The organism is Martinezella hainanensis, assembly GCF_900094555.1.
Classification (GTDB): Bacteria; Pseudomonadota; Alphaproteobacteria; order Rhizobiales; family Rhizobiaceae; genus Rhizobium; species Rhizobium hainanense.
This window is the reverse complement of the sequence record NZ_FMAC01000001.1, coordinates 976,004-994,100: the sequence shown is the minus strand read 5'-3', so window position 1 is coordinate 994,100 and position 18,097 is coordinate 976,004. Positions and strand designations below refer to the sequence as shown.

General features: G+C 59.8%; 16 protein-coding genes. 14 read left to right on the top strand and 2 right to left on the bottom strand.

All coding sequences use genetic code 11. The features are described 5' to 3' along the window. Nucleotides 1–6 precede the first annotated feature (6 nt). From tolQ to glmM, 10 genes are all read left to right on the top strand, one after another. Nucleotides 7–729 (top strand): protein TolQ, encoded by a 723-nt coding sequence (tolQ, locus tag GA0061100_RS04820; RefSeq protein ID WP_075851548.1) that lies wholly within the window; start codon nucleotides 7–9, stop codon nucleotides 727–729. A gap of 26 nt (nucleotides 730–755) precedes the next feature. Next, nucleotides 756–1,217 carry a protein TolR gene (tolR, locus tag GA0061100_RS04815; protein WP_075851547.1) on the top strand — a complete coding sequence of 154 codons (462 nt, stop codon included), beginning with the start codon at nucleotides 756–758 and terminating at the stop codon, nucleotides 1,215–1,217. Nucleotides 1,218–1,226: 9 nt separating this feature from the next. Then, nucleotides 1,227–2,453, top strand: coding sequence for a hypothetical protein (locus GA0061100_RS04810; RefSeq protein ID WP_075851546.1), 1,227 nt, complete (start codon nucleotides 1,227–1,229; stop codon nucleotides 2,451–2,453). A gap of 248 nt (nucleotides 2,454–2,701) precedes the next feature. Continuing rightward, the gene (locus GA0061100_RS35450; RefSeq protein WP_342194847.1) at nucleotides 2,702–2,878 is read left to right on the top strand and encodes a hypothetical protein; all 177 of its coding nucleotides are present in this window, start codon (nucleotides 2,702–2,704) and stop codon (nucleotides 2,876–2,878) included. Nucleotides 2,879–2,898: 20 nt separating this feature from the next. Further along, on the top strand, nucleotides 2,899–4,203 hold the full coding sequence (gene tolB, locus GA0061100_RS04800) for a Tol-Pal system beta propeller repeat protein TolB (protein ID WP_075851545.1): 1,305 nt from the start codon (nucleotides 2,899–2,901) through the stop codon (nucleotides 4,201–4,203). A gap of 152 nt (nucleotides 4,204–4,355) precedes the next feature. Continuing rightward, nucleotides 4,356–4,889 carry a peptidoglycan-associated lipoprotein Pal gene (gene pal / locus GA0061100_RS04795; protein ID WP_047629123.1) on the top strand — a complete coding sequence of 178 codons (534 nt, stop codon included), beginning with the start codon at nucleotides 4,356–4,358 and terminating at the stop codon, nucleotides 4,887–4,889. A 158-nt stretch (nucleotides 4,890–5,047) separates the two neighbouring features. Continuing rightward, a complete protein-coding gene (gene ybgF / locus GA0061100_RS04790) occupies nucleotides 5,048–6,067 on the top strand; it encodes a tol-pal system protein YbgF (protein ID WP_075851544.1) in 1,020 nt (339 codons plus the stop codon). Nucleotides 6,068–6,072: 5 nt separating this feature from the next. Continuing rightward, nucleotides 6,073–7,398, top strand: a complete 1,326-nt coding sequence (gene tilS / locus GA0061100_RS04785; RefSeq protein ID WP_075851543.1) for a tRNA lysidine(34) synthetase TilS — start codon at nucleotides 6,073–6,075, stop codon at nucleotides 7,396–7,398. A 116-nt stretch (nucleotides 7,399–7,514) separates the two neighbouring features. Next, nucleotides 7,515–9,458, top strand: a complete 1,944-nt coding sequence (gene ftsH, locus GA0061100_RS04780; RefSeq protein ID WP_075851542.1) for an ATP-dependent zinc metalloprotease FtsH — start codon at nucleotides 7,515–7,517, stop codon at nucleotides 9,456–9,458. A gap of 373 nt (nucleotides 9,459–9,831) precedes the next feature. Beyond that, entirely contained in the window at nucleotides 9,832–11,184 is a 1,353-nt protein-coding gene (glmM, locus tag GA0061100_RS04775) for a phosphoglucosamine mutase (RefSeq protein WP_075851541.1), read from the top strand. Between the two features lie 87 nt (nucleotides 11,185–11,271). Here glmM and GA0061100_RS04770 read toward each other — a convergent pair whose 3' ends face one another. After that, nucleotides 11,272–11,832 carry an SH3 domain-containing protein gene (locus tag GA0061100_RS04770; RefSeq protein WP_075851540.1) on the bottom strand — a complete coding sequence of 187 codons (561 nt, stop codon included), beginning with the start codon at nucleotides 11,830–11,832 and terminating at the stop codon, nucleotides 11,272–11,274. A gap of 320 nt (nucleotides 11,833–12,152) precedes the next feature. Between GA0061100_RS04770 and GA0061100_RS04765 the strand changes: the two genes are divergently transcribed. Together GA0061100_RS04765 and GA0061100_RS04760 are read left to right on the top strand one after the other, a co-directional pair. Next, nucleotides 12,153–13,004, top strand: coding sequence for an outer membrane protein (locus tag GA0061100_RS04765; RefSeq protein ID WP_075851539.1), 852 nt, complete (start codon nucleotides 12,153–12,155; stop codon nucleotides 13,002–13,004). A gap of 245 nt (nucleotides 13,005–13,249) precedes the next feature. Further along, on the top strand, nucleotides 13,250–14,071 hold the full coding sequence (locus GA0061100_RS04760) for an outer membrane protein (protein ID WP_075851538.1): 822 nt from the start codon (nucleotides 13,250–13,252) through the stop codon (nucleotides 14,069–14,071). Nucleotides 14,072–14,081: 10 nt separating this feature from the next. Here GA0061100_RS04760 and GA0061100_RS04755 read toward each other — a convergent pair whose 3' ends face one another. Next, the gene (locus tag GA0061100_RS04755; protein WP_075851537.1) at nucleotides 14,082–14,867 is read right to left on the bottom strand and encodes a glycosyltransferase family 25 protein; all 786 of its coding nucleotides are present in this window, start codon (nucleotides 14,865–14,867) and stop codon (nucleotides 14,082–14,084) included. A gap of 264 nt (nucleotides 14,868–15,131) precedes the next feature. On the opposite strand from GA0061100_RS04755, the gene GA0061100_RS04750 reads away from it, so the two are divergent. Beyond that, the gene (locus tag GA0061100_RS04750; protein WP_075851536.1) at nucleotides 15,132–16,310 is read left to right on the top strand and encodes a phosphoserine transaminase; all 1,179 of its coding nucleotides are present in this window, start codon (nucleotides 15,132–15,134) and stop codon (nucleotides 16,308–16,310) included. Nucleotides 16,311–16,454: 144 nt separating this feature from the next. Further along, nucleotides 16,455–18,050: a phosphoglycerate dehydrogenase gene (serA, locus tag GA0061100_RS04745; RefSeq protein WP_075851535.1), complete on the top strand. Its 1,596-nt coding sequence runs from the start codon at nucleotides 16,455–16,457 to the stop codon at nucleotides 18,048–18,050. The last annotated feature ends 47 nt before the right edge of the window (nucleotides 18,051–18,097 follow it).

Here is an 18,097-nt window from a genome sequence, read left to right as displayed (position 1 = left end):
GGATCAATGGAACAAGTAGCATTGGCAGCGGCCACCACACCGGACATCACCCTCTGGTCGCTCTTCATGCAGGCAGGCTTGGTCGTCAAGCTCGTCATGATCGGCCTGCTGGCAGCGTCCGTATGGACCTGGGCGATCGTCATCGACAAATATCTGAGCTACGCGCGGGCACGCCGGCAGTTCGATCACTTCGAACAGGTCTTCTGGTCTGGCCAGTCGCTCGAGGAGCTCTACCGCACGCTTTCGGAGCGTAACAATACGGGCCTCAGCGCCATCTTCGTCGCGGCCATGCGCGAATGGAAGAAGTCGTTCGAGCGCGGCGCCCGCTCGCCGATCGGCCTGCAGATGCGTATCGACCGCGCCATGGACGTGACGCTGGCGCGCGAATCGGAGCATCTGATCGCCCGTCTCGGCTCGCTCGCGACCATCGGTTCGGCCGGTCCGTTCATCGGCCTCTTCGGTACCGTCGTCGGTATCATGACCTCGTTCCAGGCGATCGCCGGTTCGAAGTCGACGAACCTTGCAGTCGTTGCTCCGGGTATCGCCGAAGCGCTGCTTGCGACCGCCATCGGTCTGGTCGCCGCTATTCCCGCGGTTATCGCCTACAACAAGTTCTCGGCCGATGCCGGCAAGCTCTCGGGTCGCATGGAAGGCTTCGCGGATGAATTCTCCGCCATCCTTTCGCGCCAGATCGATGAGAAGCTGCAGCCGCGTCAGGCAGCACAGTAAGTCGCGGACAGAACCGGAGTATTCACATGGCAATGTCTGTTGGAGGCAAGGGTGGCGGCGGTGGCCGCCGGGGCGGTCGTCGCGGCGGAGGCCGTGGCGGCCCGATCGCCGATATTAACGTGACGCCGCTCGTCGACGTCATGCTCGTGCTGCTCATCATCTTCATGGTGGCGGCACCGATGATGACGTCGGGCGTTCCGATCGACCTGCCGCAGACGCAGGCAGGCGCGCTCAACGCCCAGACCCAGCCGATCACCATTTCGATCAAGGCCGATGGCCAGGTGTTCATCGGCGAGTCGCAAATTCAGACCACCGAAATCGCGGACAAGCTGAAGGCGATCGCCACCACCGGCTACAGTGAACGCATTTTCGTGCGTGGCGACGGCAAGGCACCCTATGGCGTCATCGCCGACGTCATGTCGCGCATTCAGGAAGCCGGTTACAAGAATATCGGTCTGGTTACGCAGCAGCAGACAACGGATCACTGACGAACCGACATGAAGCGCAGTATTGCTACATCTGCTGTCATTCACATCCTGGTGCTGATCGGCGCCATGGTGACACTGAGTGCGCCGGCGCCTTTGGAGACGCCGGAAAGCACGGCGATGGATGTCGATATCGTGCAGGCGGATCAGTTGCAGCAGGGCGAGAAGAAGGCGCCGGTGACGGACCACGTCTCGCGCAAGCAGACGACGAAGCAAGACCAGGTCGCTAACGCCCAGAATGTCGGCGAGAACAAGGTCGATATCAAAAATCCGGTCATCCCCACGCAGCGGCCGGAAAGTGATACCGCGGCATTGGCGCCGAAGAAGGTGGATGCCCCGGTTCCGCAGGATGATCCGCGGCCGAACGACGTCAAGACCATAGAGCAGAAGGAAACGGAGGCTGCGCCCAAGGAAGTGGCGGCCATTCCGCAGCAGAAGCCGGATGTGACGCCGACGCCGAAGCCCGATCCCACACCGCCGACGCCGAAGGCCGATGCAACGCCGACACCGCCGCCCACGCAGCAGCCGACCGAGCAGGCCGAAATCCCGGTGCCGAACAATGTTCCCGTACCGGATGTGAAGCCGCAGCCGACGCCGCCGAAGGCCGTCGAACAGAAGCCCGAGACCAAGCCGACGCCGAAGCCGGATATGAAGGTGGCAGACGCCAAGCCGACCGACAAGACGACGACGCAGAGCACGAGCAAGACCACCTCGGCCGATGACGGCAAGAAGGATGCCGACAAGAAGCGTCAGACTCCAAAGGCCTCTAGCAAGGGCCTCGACGATGGTCTTGCCGATCAGATCAACGACCTTCTAAACAACACCTCGTCGAAGGGCGGCGCGAAGCGTTCGTCCCAGCAGGCCTCTGCCGGCGCCGACACGCAGGTCGCCTCGCGTGGTGGGATGAAGTCGCTCGGTGCCGGCAAGCTCAGCCAGAGCCAGCAGGACGGTTTGCGTGATCTGATCCAGAAGTACTGGAATCTCCCGCCCGGTCTTGAAGGCGCCGGCGACGTGCGAATCAAGGTGCACTTCAAGCTCGACAAGTCCGGGCAGATCGTCGGTCAGCCGGAAGCGACGACGAACGGTGGACCGGCTTCGACACAAGGTGCCATGCAGTCCGCCGCTGTACGCGCGGTCCTTCGGGCGCAATCGGAGTTCATGACGATTCTTCCGGCGGACAAATATGAGGACTGGCAGGAAGTCGTCGTCAATTTCAGTGCAGCGGATCTGGGGATGTGATGCGGGGAGCGCGGCTTTTGACGAACCACTGTCCCCGTATCGGCATGAGCTTGCTTCTTGCCCTAGGGATGATGTTGGCTGGTTCCGTGTCGGTGCAGGCTGCAAGCGTTAAGCAGCAGCCTGGAAATTCGACTGGGGACCACATCCGCGAGGACGTCGCGAAGTATTGGAACTTTCCTCCGGGGCTCGAGGGAGCGAGAGATGTCCGCGTCCGGGTGCATCTCAGGCTCAGCCGAAGCGGAGAAATCGTGGGCGAGCCGAAGGTTACCGTGACCGGCGGTCCCAAGGCAACGCAGCAAGCCATGGCTGCTGCCGCGATGCGAGCCGTGCTTCGGGCTGCTCCGTTCAATAACCTGCCAATAGATCAATATGACGACTGGAAAGAAGTGACGATTAACTTCGATGCCAGTGATCCAGCGAATTAATGCTGAAAGGCTTGATACATATGATCAGAAACTCCCTCGTCCGTCTCCTGCTGGTGCTAGCAGGCCTGATGGCTGTGGCATCCACCCCGGCCTATGCCGTGGTCGAGCTCAACATCAACAAGGGCAATGTCCAGCCCATGCCGATCGCCATCACCGACCTTCTGTCGAACGATACGCTCGGTCCGCAGATTTCGAGCGTGATCTCCGCCGACCTGCAGCGCTCCGGATTGTTCGCTCCGATCAACAAGCAGGCCTTCATCGAGAAGATCACCAATCCGGACTCGACCCCGCGGTTCCAGGACTGGACGTCGATCAATGCGCAAGCGCTGGTGACCGGCCGCGTGACCCAGGAAGGCGGCCGCCTTCGCGCCGAATTCCGCCTGTGGGATACGTTCGGCAACAGCCAGATGATCGGCCAGCAGTTCTATGCGCAGCCGGACAACTGGCGCCGCGTCGCGCATATCATCGCAGACGCGATCTATGAAAAGATCACCGGCGAGAAGGGCTATTTCGATACCCGTGTCGTCTTCGTCGCGGAAAGCGGCCCGAAGACGGCGCGCAAGACGCAGCTCGGCATCATGGATCAGGACGGCGCCAATGTACGCATGCTGACCGACGGCAGCGACCTCGTGCTGACGCCGCGCTTCTCGCCCAACCGGCAGGAAGTGACCTACATGTCCTTCGCCAACCAGCAGCCGCGCGTCTACCTGTTGCAGCTGCAGACGGGCCAGCGCGAACTGGTCGGCAATTTCCCCGGCATGACCTTCTCGCCGCGCTTCTCGCCGGACGGGCAGCGTGTGATCATGAGCCTTCAGCAGGAAGGCAATGCCAATATCTACACGATGGACCTGCGCTCGCGCACCACGACGCGCCTGACCTCGACCGCTGCGATCGACACCTCGCCGTCCTATTCGCCTGATGGTACGCAGGTTGCCTTCGAAAGCGACCGCGGTGGCCAGCCGCAGATTTATGTGATGAATGCCGACGGCTCAAACCAGCGTCGCATCTCGTTCGGTAACGGCTCCTACTCCACGCCGGTCTGGTCGCCGCGCGGCGATCTGATCGCCTTCACCAAGCGGGCCGGCGGCAATTTTTCCATCGGCGTCATGAAGCCGGACGGTTCCGGCGAGCGGATCCTGACCTCCGGCTCTTACAGTGAGGGGCCGACCTGGGCGCCGAACGGCCGCGTCATCATGTTCTTCCGTGCGCCGTCCGGTGCGAGCGGACCGCAAATCTATTCGATCGACCTGACCGGCTATAACGAACAGAAGATTCCGACGCCGGGCTTCGCTTCGGACCCCGCATGGTCGCCGCTTCTCGAGTAATGAAGGGCTTGCCACTTTATCGCCGCAAAGTCCTGTGACTGGACCGTTTGGCGACAATTTTAGGACATCATTAACCATACTTGTTGGAAGCGGATTAACCGAACCCGGTTACAGTCTGGCAACCCTGATAGAGACTTAAGGAGAGACCGGCTATGAGCCGCATCGCAACCCCGGCCGTTGGCCATATGCAAAACCTCGCCCGCAACCCGATCATGATCGCGCTTTTCGTTGGCCTTTCTCTGGCTGGCTGCGCTTCCAAGAAGGGGCTGCCGAACGATGCCAACGGTCTTGGCCTGAACGGTGCCGGCAATGCTACTCCAGGCTCGCCGCAGGACTTCACGGTCAATGTCGGCGACCGCGTTTTCTTCGTTGTCGACAGTTCCTCCATCAGCTCCGAGGCAGCACAGACGCTCGATCGTCAGGCCCAGTGGCTCGCTCGCTATCCGAACTATTCCATCACGGTCGAAGGTCATGCCGACGAGACCGGTACTCGCGAGTACAACCTTGCTCTCGGCGCGCGCCGCGCTGCAGCAGCGAAAAGCTACCTCGCTTCGCGCGGCGTTCCCGCGAACCGCATGAAGACGATTTCCTACGGCAAGGAACGCCCGGTCGCTACCTGCGACAACGAGTCCTGCTGGTCGCAGAACCGCCGCGCTGTCACCGTGCTCAACGGCGCCGGTTCCTGATAGTCGAAAGACTGATCGAAATGCAAAAGGCGGCCTCGTGGCCGCCTTTACTTTTTTGACCACACTTTGGCCGAACTCCGTTGCTTTTTGAGAGTAATTGTAAAAATCTCCTGTTCGAGCCCTCCGGCCCGAAGAATCAATAGGACAGGAAGATCCATATGAGAAAACTTGTCGTGGCGAGCATGCTTTGTCTCGCTGCCGTTGTGGGCAGCGAGCGCGATGCTTCTGCCTTGTCATTGTTTGGAATCCATCTCGGAGGCCGCGATGCCTCCGCGCAATCGACTTCCGGCAATTCTCAAAGACAAGCGCAATACGGCCAGGCGCCGGTCATCAACGTTCAAAACAGCGATGCCGAAGTACGCCTGCAGCAGCTTGAAGACCAGATGCGCCAGCTGAACGGCCGCGTCGAGGAAATGAGCTATCAGCTGCTTCAGATGCAGGAGACGATCCGCAAGGCGCAGGAAGACAACGAATTCCGCTTCCAGCAGCTTGAAAAGCGCGGTGGCGGCGGTGCTGCTGCGCCGGCAGCCGGCGGCACGATGAAGAAGAGCGAAGCCGATGTACCCGCGCAGAGCAGCGGCGGTCAGCAGGACGATGTTGCCGGCGTTATCACCGATTCGCAGAATGGCAATGGCGCTTCACCGCGCGGCGGCGGCTCGGGCAAACCGCCGAGCGAGCTTGGCTCGATCCAGTTCGACCAGAGCGGCGGCCAGATCGGTTCCTCGATAACGGGGGCCAACAATGGTTCGGGTGCGCCGCCAAGTGCTGGTTCCGGCACGCAGACGGCTTCGCTCGGCAGCGAGAACGATCAATATAGGGCGGCTTATGGCCACGTCCTGTCCGGCGACTATAGCGTCGCCGAACAGGAGTTCCGCCAATATCTCGACAGCTATCCGAGCAGTTCGCGGGCTGCGGACGCGAATTTTTGGCTCGGCGAAGCGCTTTATTCGCAAGGCAAGTATAATGAGGCCGCCAAGACTTTTCTGAATGCGCATCAGAAATATAGCACGTCAGAAAAGGCGCCCGAGATGCTCCTGAAGCTCGGCATGTCGCTTGCGGCACTCGACAACAAGGATACGGCCTGCGCCACGCTTCGCGAGGTGGGCAAGCGTTATCCGAAGGCCTCCAAGGCGGTGACTGGCAAGGTTGCCAGCGAAGAGAAGCGGCTTGCCTGCTGATTGCCATGTCGAGTGACGCTGTGACCGGCGGTGCCACAGCTCTCATGCCTGAACGCGCCTTAAGCGAATTTCTGCATTCTCTCTCGAAGCCTGCTCATATTCTGGTCGCCGTTTCGGGCGGCAGCGATTCCACCGGGCTTTTGATCGCCCTTGCCGAGCGGCTGAAATCTCATCCTCACGAAGATATTACCCTTACCGCGGCAACCATCGATCATGGATTGCGCGCTGCGGCAGCGGACGAAGCGCTGGAGGTCGCCGCACTCTGCGCTTCGCGCGGAATTTCCCATTTTGTTCGACGCTGGGAGGGGGAAAAGCCCGAGACCGGCATCATGGCTGCAGCGCGCGAGGCGCGCTACGCATTGCTTGCGGACCTAGCCTCCGACATCTCAGCCGATGTGATCGTGACAGCTCATACGCTCGATGATCAGCATGAGACGATGGCCATGCGCAGCGCGCGCCGTGGGCAGGACGGCCACGGCACAGGTATTGCCGACGCGGTGTTGTTTGACGGGCGGATCTGGATCGTGAGGCCGTTTCTCGCCTGTCGGCGGGCGGATATCAGGGCCTTTCTCGCGGTGCATGGCGTTTCCTGGCTCGATGACCCGAGCAACGAAGACATGAAGTACGAGCGCGTACGCACGCGCATGAATCTTGCGAGCGAGCCGGCGACCGAACCGCCGGCAGATGGTGCCGCCGATCGTGCCGCACTTTCCAGGCGAGCGGCCGCATGGCTGGACGCGCATGTCGCAATCCACGCGAATGCGCTCTGCGTCATAGATCGATCCGCTCTCTCGGCCAATGAGGCGGTCGTTGCCTATGCCCTGTCTTATCTAGCCGCCGCCTTCGGCGGCAGACCCTATGCGCCGGGCCGAGCGCAGATGGAACGCGTTCTCGAATTTGTGAACGGGGCGAATCCGGGCCGGCGTACGGCCGGAGGAGTGGTCTTCGACCTGCGCCGCAATGCGCTCTACCTTATGCGAGAAAGCCGCAACATCACTCCAATTTCCGTTTCTCCTGGCGAGAAAGGCAATTGGGATGGCCGCTTTGAAATAGAGAATTCCGGCCCGACGGCCGTCTGCATCAGTGCCTGCGGAACGGAAAATGCGGCGATTTTTCCACAGACTCTGCCAAAAGGTGTGGTGCAGCGCGCCCGGGCAGCGATGCCATTGGTTGTGGCGCAAGATGGGGCAGGGACGACAAAGGTTGCGCTTCGGCCCCATCTTGCGCCCTTCGACCGCTTTTTGACACGATTCGATCTCACATTTGCCGATCACCTATCGGTCGCTTTTGGACGCGAAGCCTATAGGCGGCTGCCGCTTTCGGTCCTATAGACGGAAAAAACATGCGGTAATGCGGTTTGCCTTGGCAACGGCTTGGCGCAACCCTATGTTAGGGATCAAGTAATGCCGTCGCTTAAGCGGCGGAAGTTTCAGTGCTGGGGAGTTCGATGAACCCTAATTTTCGTAATTTCGCTCTGTGGGCAATCATAGCTCTGCTATTGATTGCCCTGTTCAGCATGTTTCAGAACGCGCCGGCACAAACAGGCTCCAGGGAAATACCGTATTCGCAGTTCCTTCGGGAAGTTGATTCCGGCCGGGTTCGTGACGTGACCGTCACGGGCAACCGCGTCGTCGGCAGCTATGTCGAAAACGGCACGCCCTTCCAGACCTATGCTCCGGTCATCGATGACAGCCTGCTTGAACGCCTGCAGACCAAGAACGTCAACATCGTCGCCCGTCCGGAATCGGATGGTTCCTCGAGCTTCCTGAGCTATCTCGGCACGCTGCTGCCGATGCTCCTGATTCTCGGCGTCTGGCTGTTCTTCATGCGTCAGATGCAGGGCGGCTCGCGCGGCGCCATGGGCTTTGGCAAGTCGAAGGCAAAGCTTTTGACGGAAGCGCACGGCCGCGTCACTTTCGATGATGTCGCCGGTGTCGATGAAGCCAAGCAGGATCTGGAAGAAATCGTCGAATTCCTGCGCGATCCGCAGAAATTCCAGCGCCTCGGCGGCCGTATCCCGCGCGGCGTTCTGCTTGTTGGCCCTCCCGGTACCGGTAAGACGCTTCTGGCGCGCGCCATCGCCGGCGAAGCCAATGTGCCGTTCTTCACCATTTCCGGTTCCGACTTCGTCGAAATGTTCGTCGGCGTCGGCGCAAGCCGTGTCCGCGACATGTTCGAGCAGGCAAAGAAGAATGCGCCCTGCATCATCTTCATCGACGAAATCGACGCCGTCGGCCGCCATCGTGGCGCCGGTCTCGGCGGCGGTAACGACGAACGCGAACAGACGCTCAACCAGTTGCTGGTCGAGATGGACGGTTTCGAGGCCAATGAAGGCATCATCCTGATCGCCGCGACGAACCGTCCCGACGTTCTCGACCCGGCGCTGCTGCGTCCGGGTCGTTTCGACCGCCAGGTCGTCGTGCCGAACCCGGATATCGTCGGGCGCGAGCGCATCCTCAAGGTTCATGCGCGCAATGTGCCGCTGGCTCCGAACGTCGATCTCAAGACGCTTGCCCGCGGTACGCCAGGCTTCTCCGGTGCCGACCTCATGAACCTCGTCAACGAAGCCGCCCTCATGGCCGCCCGCCGCAACAAGCGCCTGGTGACGATGCAGGAATTCGAAGACGCCAAGGACAAGATCATGATGGGCGCCGAGCGCCGCTCTTCGGCCATGACCGAGGCGGAAAAGAAGCTCACCGCCTATCACGAAGCCGGTCATGCGATCACGGCGCTGAAGGTTGCCGTCGCTGATCCGCTGCACAAGGCGACGATCATCCCGCGCGGCCGCGCGCTCGGCATGGTCATGCAGTTGCCGGAAGGTGACCGCTACTCCATGAGCTATACGTGGATGGTGTCGCGCCTCTGCATCATGATGGGTGGCCGCGTTGCCGAAGAATTGACCTTCGGCAAGGAGAACATCACCTCGGGTGCATCTTCGGATATCGAGCAAGCTACCAAGCTTGCCCGCGCCATGGTCACGCAATGGGGCTTCTCCGATCAGCTTGGTCAGGTCGCCTACGGCGAGAACCAGCAGGAAGTGTTCCTCGGCCACTCGGTTTCGCAGTCGAAGAACGTGTCCGAGGCGACCGCGCAGACGATCGACAACGAAGTCCGCCGTCTGATCGATCAGGCCTATCAACAGGCCAAGGATATCCTTACGGAGCATCACGATGGCTTCGTAGCGATCGCCGAAGGCTTGCTTGAATACGAGACGTTGACGGGCGAGGAGATCAAGGCCCTGCTTCGTGGCGAGAAGCCGGCACGTGATCTCGGTGACGATACACCGCCGAGCCGCGGTTCGGCCGTTCCGAAGACCGGCACCAAGAAGGACGGCTCGCTCGGTGCCAAGGGTGATGAGCCTGAAGGCGGTTTCGAGCCGCAGCCACGCTAAGGGCTCAAGGTATTCAATATTGGTTGAGAGGCCAGCCACCTGTTCCAGGTGGCTGGCCTTTTGCTTAGGAGATGGCAGAAGGCGGTAACTCTTCTGATGTTGACCGGCGCCTATGGCAACCGCCGGGTCGGGCAAAGTAATGCGAACGCAGTAGGCTGTGAATTGGACTATTGTCGGTCTCGACCTGGTGCAGTTTTTTAGTGCTTATTAATGGTAACGCGTTGTAATAGGCGTTCTCGGTAATTTAAGTGCCGAGTTTTACAATCTGTGGCATGAGCCACAAGCATCGATGTTTGCAGTGTCGCTTGCCTTGGAGCGGCGATATCGATGCCGCTGCAGTCCCAGTGAGGATGCGGCAACGACAGGAGTGCATATGAAACGTCGTTATTTCGGAACTGACGGAATTCGCGGTCAATCCAACATCTATCCGATGACGCCGGATCTTGCCATGCGCGTAGGTATCGCTGCCGGCACGATCTTCCATCGAGGCAGTCATCGCCATCGTGTCGTCATCGGCAAGGACACGCGCCTTTCCGGCTATATGCTGGAAAATGCCATGGTGGCGGGCTTCACCGCGGCCGGTGTCGATGCCTTCGTTCTCGGCCCGATCCCGACGCCTGCTGTCGCCATGCTGACGCGCTCGCTGCGCGCCGATATCGGTGTCATGATTTCGGCCTCGCATAACCCTTATGAAGACAACGGCATCAAGCTTTTCGGCCCGGATGGCTACAAGCTCTCCGACGATCTGGAAATGAAGATCGAGGACATGCTCGACAAGGACATGTCGGAGCATCTTGCCAAGTCTGAGAATATCGGCCGCGCCAAGCGTATCGACGGCGTGCATGACCGCTATATCGAGCATGCCAAGCGCACGTTGCCGCGCGACGTGACGCTGCAGGGACTGCGGATCGCCATCGATTGCGCCAATGGCGCTGCCTACAAGGTCGCCCCAGCAGCTCTTTGGGAGCTTGGCGCTGATGTTGTGACCATCGGCAACGAACCGAACGGCACGAATATCAATCTGAATTGCGGCTCCACCAGCCCTATCGCCCTGCAGAAGAAGGTGGACGAAGTGCGCGCCGATATCGGCATTGCACTGGACGGGGATGCCGACCGCGTCATCATCGTGGATGAAACCGGCACGATCATCGATGGCGACCAGCTCATGGCCGTCATTGCCGAAAGCTGGGCCGATAGCCAGACGTTGCGCGGCAACGGTATCGTTGCGACGGTCATGTCAAATCTCGGCCTGGAGCGCTTCCTGGATGATCGTGGCATGTCGCTTGCGCGTACGGCCGTCGGCGATCGGTACGTCGTCGAGCATATGCGCCAGCATGATTACAATGTCGGCGGCGAGCAGTCCGGTCACATCGTATTGTCCGACTATGGCACGACGGGCGACGGTCTCGTTGCTGCGCTGCAGATCCTTGCTGCGGTGAAACGTACGGGCAAGCCGGTCAGCGAAGTCTGTCGCCGTTTCGAGCCGGTGCCACAGTTGCTGCGCAATGTCCGTATTTCCGGCGGCAAGCCGCTGGAGGACATTCAGGTGCGACAGGCAATTGCAGATGCAGAAAGCGAGCTTTCCCGTAACGGTCGCCTGGTGATCCGCCCATCCGGCACCGAGCCTTTGATCCGCGTCATGGCGGAAGGCGACGATCGTGGTCAGATCGAGCGTATTGTCGGCGGGTTGATCGACGTGATTTCGAGCGTGCGTTCGGCTGCCTGACCAAACGAAAGAAGTAATTCTGGAATAATACTATAGCCGCCTCATCGAGGCGGCTATAGTGTTTGCAGCTCAAGAATGACGGTCAGCCTACTGGAACATTTCTCCAGGATAGGCGCCCCAAAGCTTTTCCTGCCTGACATAGCCTTTGGCGGAATGCTCTCTGACCGAAACTCGGCACCATGTTCCAGTGCAGGATTGCAGCGAAACCAGCACGCGCGGCTGCAGTTCCGCGATTGCCCTGGCGGCGAGATTCGGGTCGATGCGCAGCATGGCATTCTTCGTCAGCCAGGGGGCGATTACGGCCGTACGTGTTCCAGAGAGCAAGGCGCTGTGCATCCAGCCGGTCACTCCGGTATCATCGCGGACCTGTCGCCAATGGCCGTATTCGTCGATGATTTCCAAGGGAAGACCCGGCTTTGTATAGATCCATTTCGTGGCATAGATCGTCGACGGCCCGACGCGCATGCGCGCCTTTTGGGCTCGGAGCGAAACATAACGGGGGATCGGCAAGCCCGTCTCGCGCCCCTTGTTCCACGCAGTGGCCGTGGCGGCTACCGGTTTGACAGGCATCGCGCCTGCCAGGGCGGTGGAGCTCAGGAAGATAAGAGCAAGGCCCAGGCCGGCCAATATTGTTCGACGGTAAGTCAACGACTTCCTCCTGAGTTATCTCCCGGCTGAAGTACTGTAATGGTTCGATTCTTGCCAATTGGTTTAGAGAGCCGTGCTTCGGTTCATGCCCAGACACAGCGCTTTTGCGATGAAATGAAGGAAGCAGATAGTCGTATCCCATTCTCTTTATTTAAAAATCAACGTTCTCTAATATATAAAATAAAGTATAATTCCTGAATAAACAGGGTAAATATTCGTAGTTAATCAGGTTTTAACTCCTTTTCATCATTATCCCTGTCATGTCTTTTTAATTGGCAAGCATTTGCTGTGCCAAGGGCAAGAAATTTGGAGCCAAAGCCATGATGAAAACCCTGATGGGGGCACTTGCCACTTTGCTTGTCGGCACGTCGGCCTTTTCTGCTGATCTTTATACACCGGAACCGGTCCAGCCGGCGCCGGAAGTGACCGTTGCCCAATCCAGCGGCTGGTATCTGCGCGGCGATGTCGGCTATGCCTTCACCAACCTGCGCGGTGCCAACTACTTCCAGGGCTCCAACTCCAGCCTCGTTGATTTCGATCGCGCGAAGCTCGATGGCAATGTCACGCTCGGTGGTGGTGTCGGTTACCAGATCAACAATTACCTGCGCACGGACTTGACGCTCGACTATCTTTTCAAGTCCGACTTCAAGGGCTCCACGAAGGGCGATTGCGGTGCCTGCGGCCCGGGCTTTACTCCGACTGCGGCAACCTCGCGCGACCTTGCCTCGCTGACGGCCTACAGCTTGCTTGCCAACGCTTATGTCGATCTCGGCACCTACGGCATCTTCACCCCCTATGTCGGCGGTGGTCTCGGCGGTACCTACGTCAAGTGGAGCAACCTGAAGAACACTTCCTGCTCTGATGCGAACCCGGATTCCTGCGACGGAACGGTCACGCACAACGGCCGCGGCAGCTGGCGCTTCACCTATGCGCTGATGGCCGGTACAGCCATCGACCTGACCTGTAATCTCAAGGCCGATGTCGGCTATCGCTATCGCCACGTCCAGGGCGGCGACATGTTCGGTTACAATGAGAATGGCGGTCCGGGTTACGACAAGGGTCTGAACCTGCACGAAGCCCGCATCGGTGCCCGCTACACCTTCGGCGGCTGCCAGACCGCAAGCTATATGCCGCCGGCCGATATCCCGGTTCAGCCGCCTGTCTACAAGTGAGCAATATCCATTCCACGTTACTGAAAAGCCGCCCGGTTTCTCTCGGGCGGCTTTTTCTTTTCCCATTCCGTTAAGTAATTCTCCGCCACCTTAAAGCTTCATTAACCATGAATTCCCTATGGTTAATGAAATGAGAATGGCGGCTTCCCGACATCGGGTCCTCTTTTGAGGGATATCGCAAGGAAGCGCAGGCCAGCCGATTCGACGCACGGGCGTCACAGCCCGAGGATGGAAGGCGAGGGGTAATGATCCGTTTTGATGCTTTGGCGCTGGCCGCAGCGATGGCAAGCGCATCGGCGGGTATTGCCTTTGCGGCCGATGCAACACCGCCGGAAATCAAGATGCCGGAGGTCAGCGTCAAGGATGCCAAGGGATGGTATGTGCGCGGCGATGTTGGCTATACGGTCAACGCCAGCCGCACGGATACGAGATTTCGTGCCTATAATCCTGCCAGCAGCGATTACAGCTCGAACAGCTTCGATTCGACGCGCTTTGGCGGCGATTTTTCCGGTAGCCTCGGTGTCGGTTATCAGTTCAATGATCTGTTTCGTGCCGATGTCGCCGGCGATTTCTTCAGCGGTGATTTCGACGGCCGCATTTCGAGCAATTCGCCTTGTTCTGGCGGGCCTGGCGGCACGGGCTGCTCCACGAAGGCACATTCATCCTTCAGGGCCGGGAGCCTGATGGTCAACGGCTATGTCGATCTCGGGACCCTGGCGGGTTTCACACCCTATGTCGGTGCCGGTCTCGGTGCCACGCGGGTTTCCTGGAGCAACGTCAATACCATCGGTTCGTGCTCCGACGGCGCATCGAGCTGCGGCGGTGCTGCGTCGGTCAGCGCACGCTATTCCGGTGACAGCGACTGGCGCCTGACCTATGCCCTGATGGCGGGTGTCGCCTATGAGGTCGCGCCGAACGTCAAGGTCGATCTCGGCTATCGCTTCTCCCATATCGCCGGCGGCGAGATGTTTGGCGGTTCGGCGGCCAGCACCGGCGGCACCACAGGGCGCGACGGCGCGCTGTCGCGCCATGAAATTCGCGTCGGCTTGCGGATCACCACCTGGTGAGGCCCGATGCCTACGGCGTCGCCAGCACGTAGGCGATGCGCCGAAAGAAATCCAGGGTTCGGAAGATATGGGCGGGAATGCGCTGCCAGGCGGGGGATTTGGCGGCGCGGTAGTCTCGACGCCAGCCGATCATGGTCGTTCTCTGCAGCCGGCTGAAACCGGCAATATTCGTGCGTGTGCTGACGATTGATATCTGCATATCCCAGCCTCGCTCCACGGCGACATCCCAGGGCAGCGACATGATTGCCAGCGATCTTACGATCTTTTCTGCGGCCTCACGCGTGACGAGATAGCAGGCTGTCGAGCCTTGCGGGCCGAAGAGGCAGCGACCGACGATATCTCCCTTCGCGCTGCGCGTCAGGGGGCGGAAACCATTCCAGCGATGATTGACGAGTTTGATCAGGCCGGCCGTGGGTGCGGCTGTCTTTGCCGCCATGGCGCGGGCCAGGAACTCGGTGTCGAGGGCAACATCGTCCTCGATGACGATGGCCATCTCGTCGCCGCTCGCCAGAAATCGCTGCAGCGCCAGCAGATGGCTGCGGTAGCAGCCATACTCGCCGGGCAGGATGGTGCGGCCGTGCCGGCGCTGGAAGCGATCGTGGTCGACATCGATCCATTGATCGCGCGGGATGAGGGCGCCGTCGACGCCGTCAACGCGCTCGAATCGAAAGCCGAACTCATCACTCTGTCGCTGGATCTCCGTCAGCCGTTCCGCTGCCCGGTCGATATTGATAAGATAGACCTGCATGGTCTGTGCAGGCGTGAAAGAGGTTTCGGCGAGTGCAGTAAGAGACATCGAGCACACTTATCATTTCCATCGGCGCAAATCAGCAGGCACCGAGCCTTATATGTTTACGCATCGGCACAGAAACCAGCTTTTGTGAGGCTAATTTTGGCCTAGTTCCATTGCGCGTGCCTTGCATCCCATCAAAACTTTCGCACGAATTCGTGATGAGGGCATCTGCAATTTTTGCTATTGCGCTCTTCGGCAGCTTCCAATATATCCGGCGGCGGGACACTCCTCCCCAACGAGGAGCTTTCTATCTGAGAGGATAGCATCATGACTAAGCTCGCCAAGCCGGACAACCGTCCGAATAATACTCATTTCTCTTCTGGTCCATGCTCGAAGCGTCCCGGTTGGACGCTTAACGCTCTTTCCGACGCGGCCCTTGGCCGTTCGCACCGCGCGAAGGTCGGCAAGGCAAAGCTGAAGCAGGCCATTGATCTTACCCGCGAAATTCTGGAAGTGCCGGCGGATTACCGCATTGGCATCGTCCCGGCTTCCGACACCGGTGCTGTCGAAATGGCACTTTGGTCGCTGCTCGGCGAACGCGGCGTCGACATGCTTGCCTGGGAAAGCTTCGGCGCAGGCTGGGTGACCGATGTCGTCAAGCAGCTGAAGCTCAAGGACGTTCGCAAGCTTGAAGCCGGCTACGGCGAGCTTCCTGATCTTTCCACGATCGATTTTGATCGTGACGTGGTCTTCACCTGGAACGGCACCACTTCCGGTGTCCGCGTTCCGAACGGCGATTTCATCCCTGCCGACCGCAAGGGCCTGACGATCTGCGACGCAACCTCGGCCGCCTTCGCTCAGAAGCTCGATTTTGCCAAGCTCGACGTCGTCACCTTCTCCTGGCAGAAGGTTCTGGGCGGCGAGGGCGCACATGGCGTCATCATTCTGTCGCCGCGCGCCGTCGAGCGTCTGACCACCTACGTCCCGGCCTGGCCGTTGCCGAAGATCTTCCGCATGACCAGCGGTGGCAAGCTGATCGAAGGTATCTTCACCGGTGAGACGATCAACACGCCTTCGATGCTCTGCGTTGAAGACTATATCGACGCTCTGCTCTGGGCGAAGGATCTCGGCGGCCTGAAGGCGCTGATCGGCCGCGCCGATGCCAATGCCAAGGTCATCCACGACTTTGTTGCCGCCAATGACTGGATTGCCAATCTCGCCGTCAAGGCCGAGACGGAATCGAACACCTCTGTCTGCCTGAAGATCGTCGACAAGGATGTCGTCGCTCTCGATGCCGATGGTCAGGCGAATTTCGCCAAGGGTCTGGTTGCGCTCCTCGAAAAGGAAGCGGTTGCTTTCGATGTCGGCCACTATCGCGACGCGCCGTCCGGCCTGCGTATCTGGGCAGGTGCGACGATCGAAGCTTCCGACATGCAGAAGCTGATGCCTTGGCTCGCCTGGGCGTTCGAAACGCAGAAGGCGACGCTCTCCCAGGCTGCTGCCTGAGGTTTGAAGCGTTTATGGCTCCGCCCCGGCGGCGGAGCCCAGCATCCCGAAATTCTTGTTGTTTTCACGTAATTCCGACCGGAAAGCTGTTTCGCATTTTTCGTGGAATTGCTCGTCTTAGCTGACCCATTTCAGGAGGCCTCCATGGCACCTCGCGTTCTCGTATCCGACGAACTGTCGGAAACCGCCGTCCAGATCTTCCGTGATCGCGGCGTCGAAGTCGATTTCCAGCCGCAGCTTGGCAAGGACAAAGACAAGCTGTTCGAAATCATCGGTAATTATGACGGTCTCGCCATCCGTTCCGCCACCAAGGTGACGGAGAAGATCATCGAAGCGGCGAAGAACCTCAAGGTCGTTGGCCGCGCCGGCATCGGCGTTGACAATGTCGATATTCCGGCCGCTTCACGCCGCGGTATCATCGTCATGAACACGCCGTTCGGTAACTCGATCACGACGGCCGAGCACGCCATCGCTCTGATGTTCGCCGTTGCCCGCCAGCTTCCGTCTGCCGATGCCTCCACCCAGGCCGGCAAGTGGGAAAAGTCGAAGTTCATGGGTGTTGAAATCACCGGCAAGACGCTCGGGATCATCGGCGCCGGCAATATTGGCACCATTGTCATTGCCCGCGCCCTCGGCCTGAAGATGCACGTTCTTGCTTACGACCCCTTCCTGTCGAAGGAGCGCGCCGAGGAAATGGGCGTCACCAAGGTCGAACTCGACGAGCTTTTCGCCCGCGCCGACTTCATCACGCTGCACGTGCCGCTGACCGACAAGACCCGCAACATTATCGACGCCACTGCGATCGCCAAGATGAAGCAGGGTGTCCGCATCATCAACTGCGCCCGTGGTGGACTGGTCGATGAGGCAGCCCTTGCTGCCGCCATCAAGTCGGGTCATGTCGCCGGCGCTGCTTTCGACGTCTTCGAAGTGGAGCCTGCCAAGGAAAGCCCGCTGTTCGGCCTGCCGAACGTCGTCTGCACGCCGCATCTCGGTGCTTCCACGACCGAAGCGCAGGAAAACGTCGCTCTGCAGGTCGCCGAGCAGATGGCCGACTACCTCGTCAAGGGCGCGGTTTCGAACGCCATCAACATGCCCTCGATCACCGCTGAAGAAGCGCCGATCCTGAAGCCCTTCATCAAGCTTGCCGATGTTCTCGGCGCCTTTGTCGGTCAGGTCACGGACGATCCGATCAAGGAAATCGAGATCCTTTATGATGGCGTCACCGCCGGTATGAATACGAAGGCTCTCACGAGCGCCTTGCTCGCCGGCCTGATCCGCAATCAGGTTGCCGACGTCAACATGGTTTCGGCGCCGATCATGATCAAGGAAAAGGGCATCGTGCTCGCCGAAGTCAAGCGCGACAAGACCGGCGTCTATGACGGCTATATCAAGCTGACGGTCACTACCGACAGTATGACGCGCTCCGTTGCCGGTACTGTCTTCTCGGACGGCAAGCCGCGTTTCATCCAGATCAAGGGCATCAACCTCGATGCCGATGTCGGCAACCACATGGTCTATATCGCCAATACCGACGTTCCCGGCATGATCGGCTTCATCGGCACGACGCTTGGCTCAGCCGGCGTCAACATCGCGAATTTCCAGCTCGGCCGCGACAAGCAGGGCGGTGATGCCATCGCGCTTCTCTATGTCGACGGCCCGATCAGCGATGATGTGCTTGCCAAGCTGACGGCGCATCACGCGATCCGGCAGGCCAAGCCGCTGGTCTTTGCGGTCGACTGACCTGCCTGTTCCGAGGGGCGGTTGAGCTATCCAGTTTGCTCCTCCCA

What these genes read in the sequence shown, in the direction of transcription:
- ybgF (WP_075851544.1), top strand. Translation starts at nt 5,048, where the DNA reads ATGAGAAAACTTGTCGTGGCGAGCATGCTTTGTCTCGCTGCCGTTGTG.
- GA0061100_RS04765 (WP_075851539.1), top strand. Translation starts at nt 12,153, where the DNA reads ATGATGAAAACCCTGATGGGGGCACTTGCCACTTTGCTTGTCGGCACG.
- glmM (WP_075851541.1), top strand. Translation starts at nt 9,832, where the DNA reads ATGAAACGTCGTTATTTCGGAACTGACGGAATTCGCGGTCAATCCAAC.
- GA0061100_RS04810 (WP_075851546.1), top strand. Translation starts at nt 1,227, where the DNA reads ATGAAGCGCAGTATTGCTACATCTGCTGTCATTCACATCCTGGTGCTG.
- tolB (WP_075851545.1), top strand. Translation starts at nt 2,899, where the DNA reads ATGATCAGAAACTCCCTCGTCCGTCTCCTGCTGGTGCTAGCAGGCCTG.
- GA0061100_RS04760 (WP_075851538.1), top strand. Translation starts at nt 13,250, where the DNA reads ATGATCCGTTTTGATGCTTTGGCGCTGGCCGCAGCGATGGCAAGCGCA.
- tolR (WP_075851547.1), top strand. Translation starts at nt 756, where the DNA reads ATGGCAATGTCTGTTGGAGGCAAGGGTGGCGGCGGTGGCCGCCGGGGC.
- serA (WP_075851535.1), top strand. Translation starts at nt 16,455, where the DNA reads ATGGCACCTCGCGTTCTCGTATCCGACGAACTGTCGGAAACCGCCGTC.
- tilS (WP_075851543.1), top strand. Translation starts at nt 6,073, where the DNA reads ATGTCGAGTGACGCTGTGACCGGCGGTGCCACAGCTCTCATGCCTGAA.
- GA0061100_RS04750 (WP_075851536.1), top strand. Translation starts at nt 15,132, where the DNA reads ATGACTAAGCTCGCCAAGCCGGACAACCGTCCGAATAATACTCATTTC.
- ftsH (WP_075851542.1), top strand. Translation starts at nt 7,515, where the DNA reads ATGAACCCTAATTTTCGTAATTTCGCTCTGTGGGCAATCATAGCTCTG.
- pal (WP_047629123.1), top strand. Translation starts at nt 4,356, where the DNA reads ATGAGCCGCATCGCAACCCCGGCCGTTGGCCATATGCAAAACCTCGCC.
- tolQ (WP_075851548.1), top strand. Translation starts at nt 7, where the DNA reads ATGGAACAAGTAGCATTGGCAGCGGCCACCACACCGGACATCACCCTC.
- GA0061100_RS04755 (WP_075851537.1), bottom strand. Translation starts at nt 14,867, where the DNA reads ATGTCTCTTACTGCACTCGCCGAAACCTCTTTCACGCCTGCACAGACC.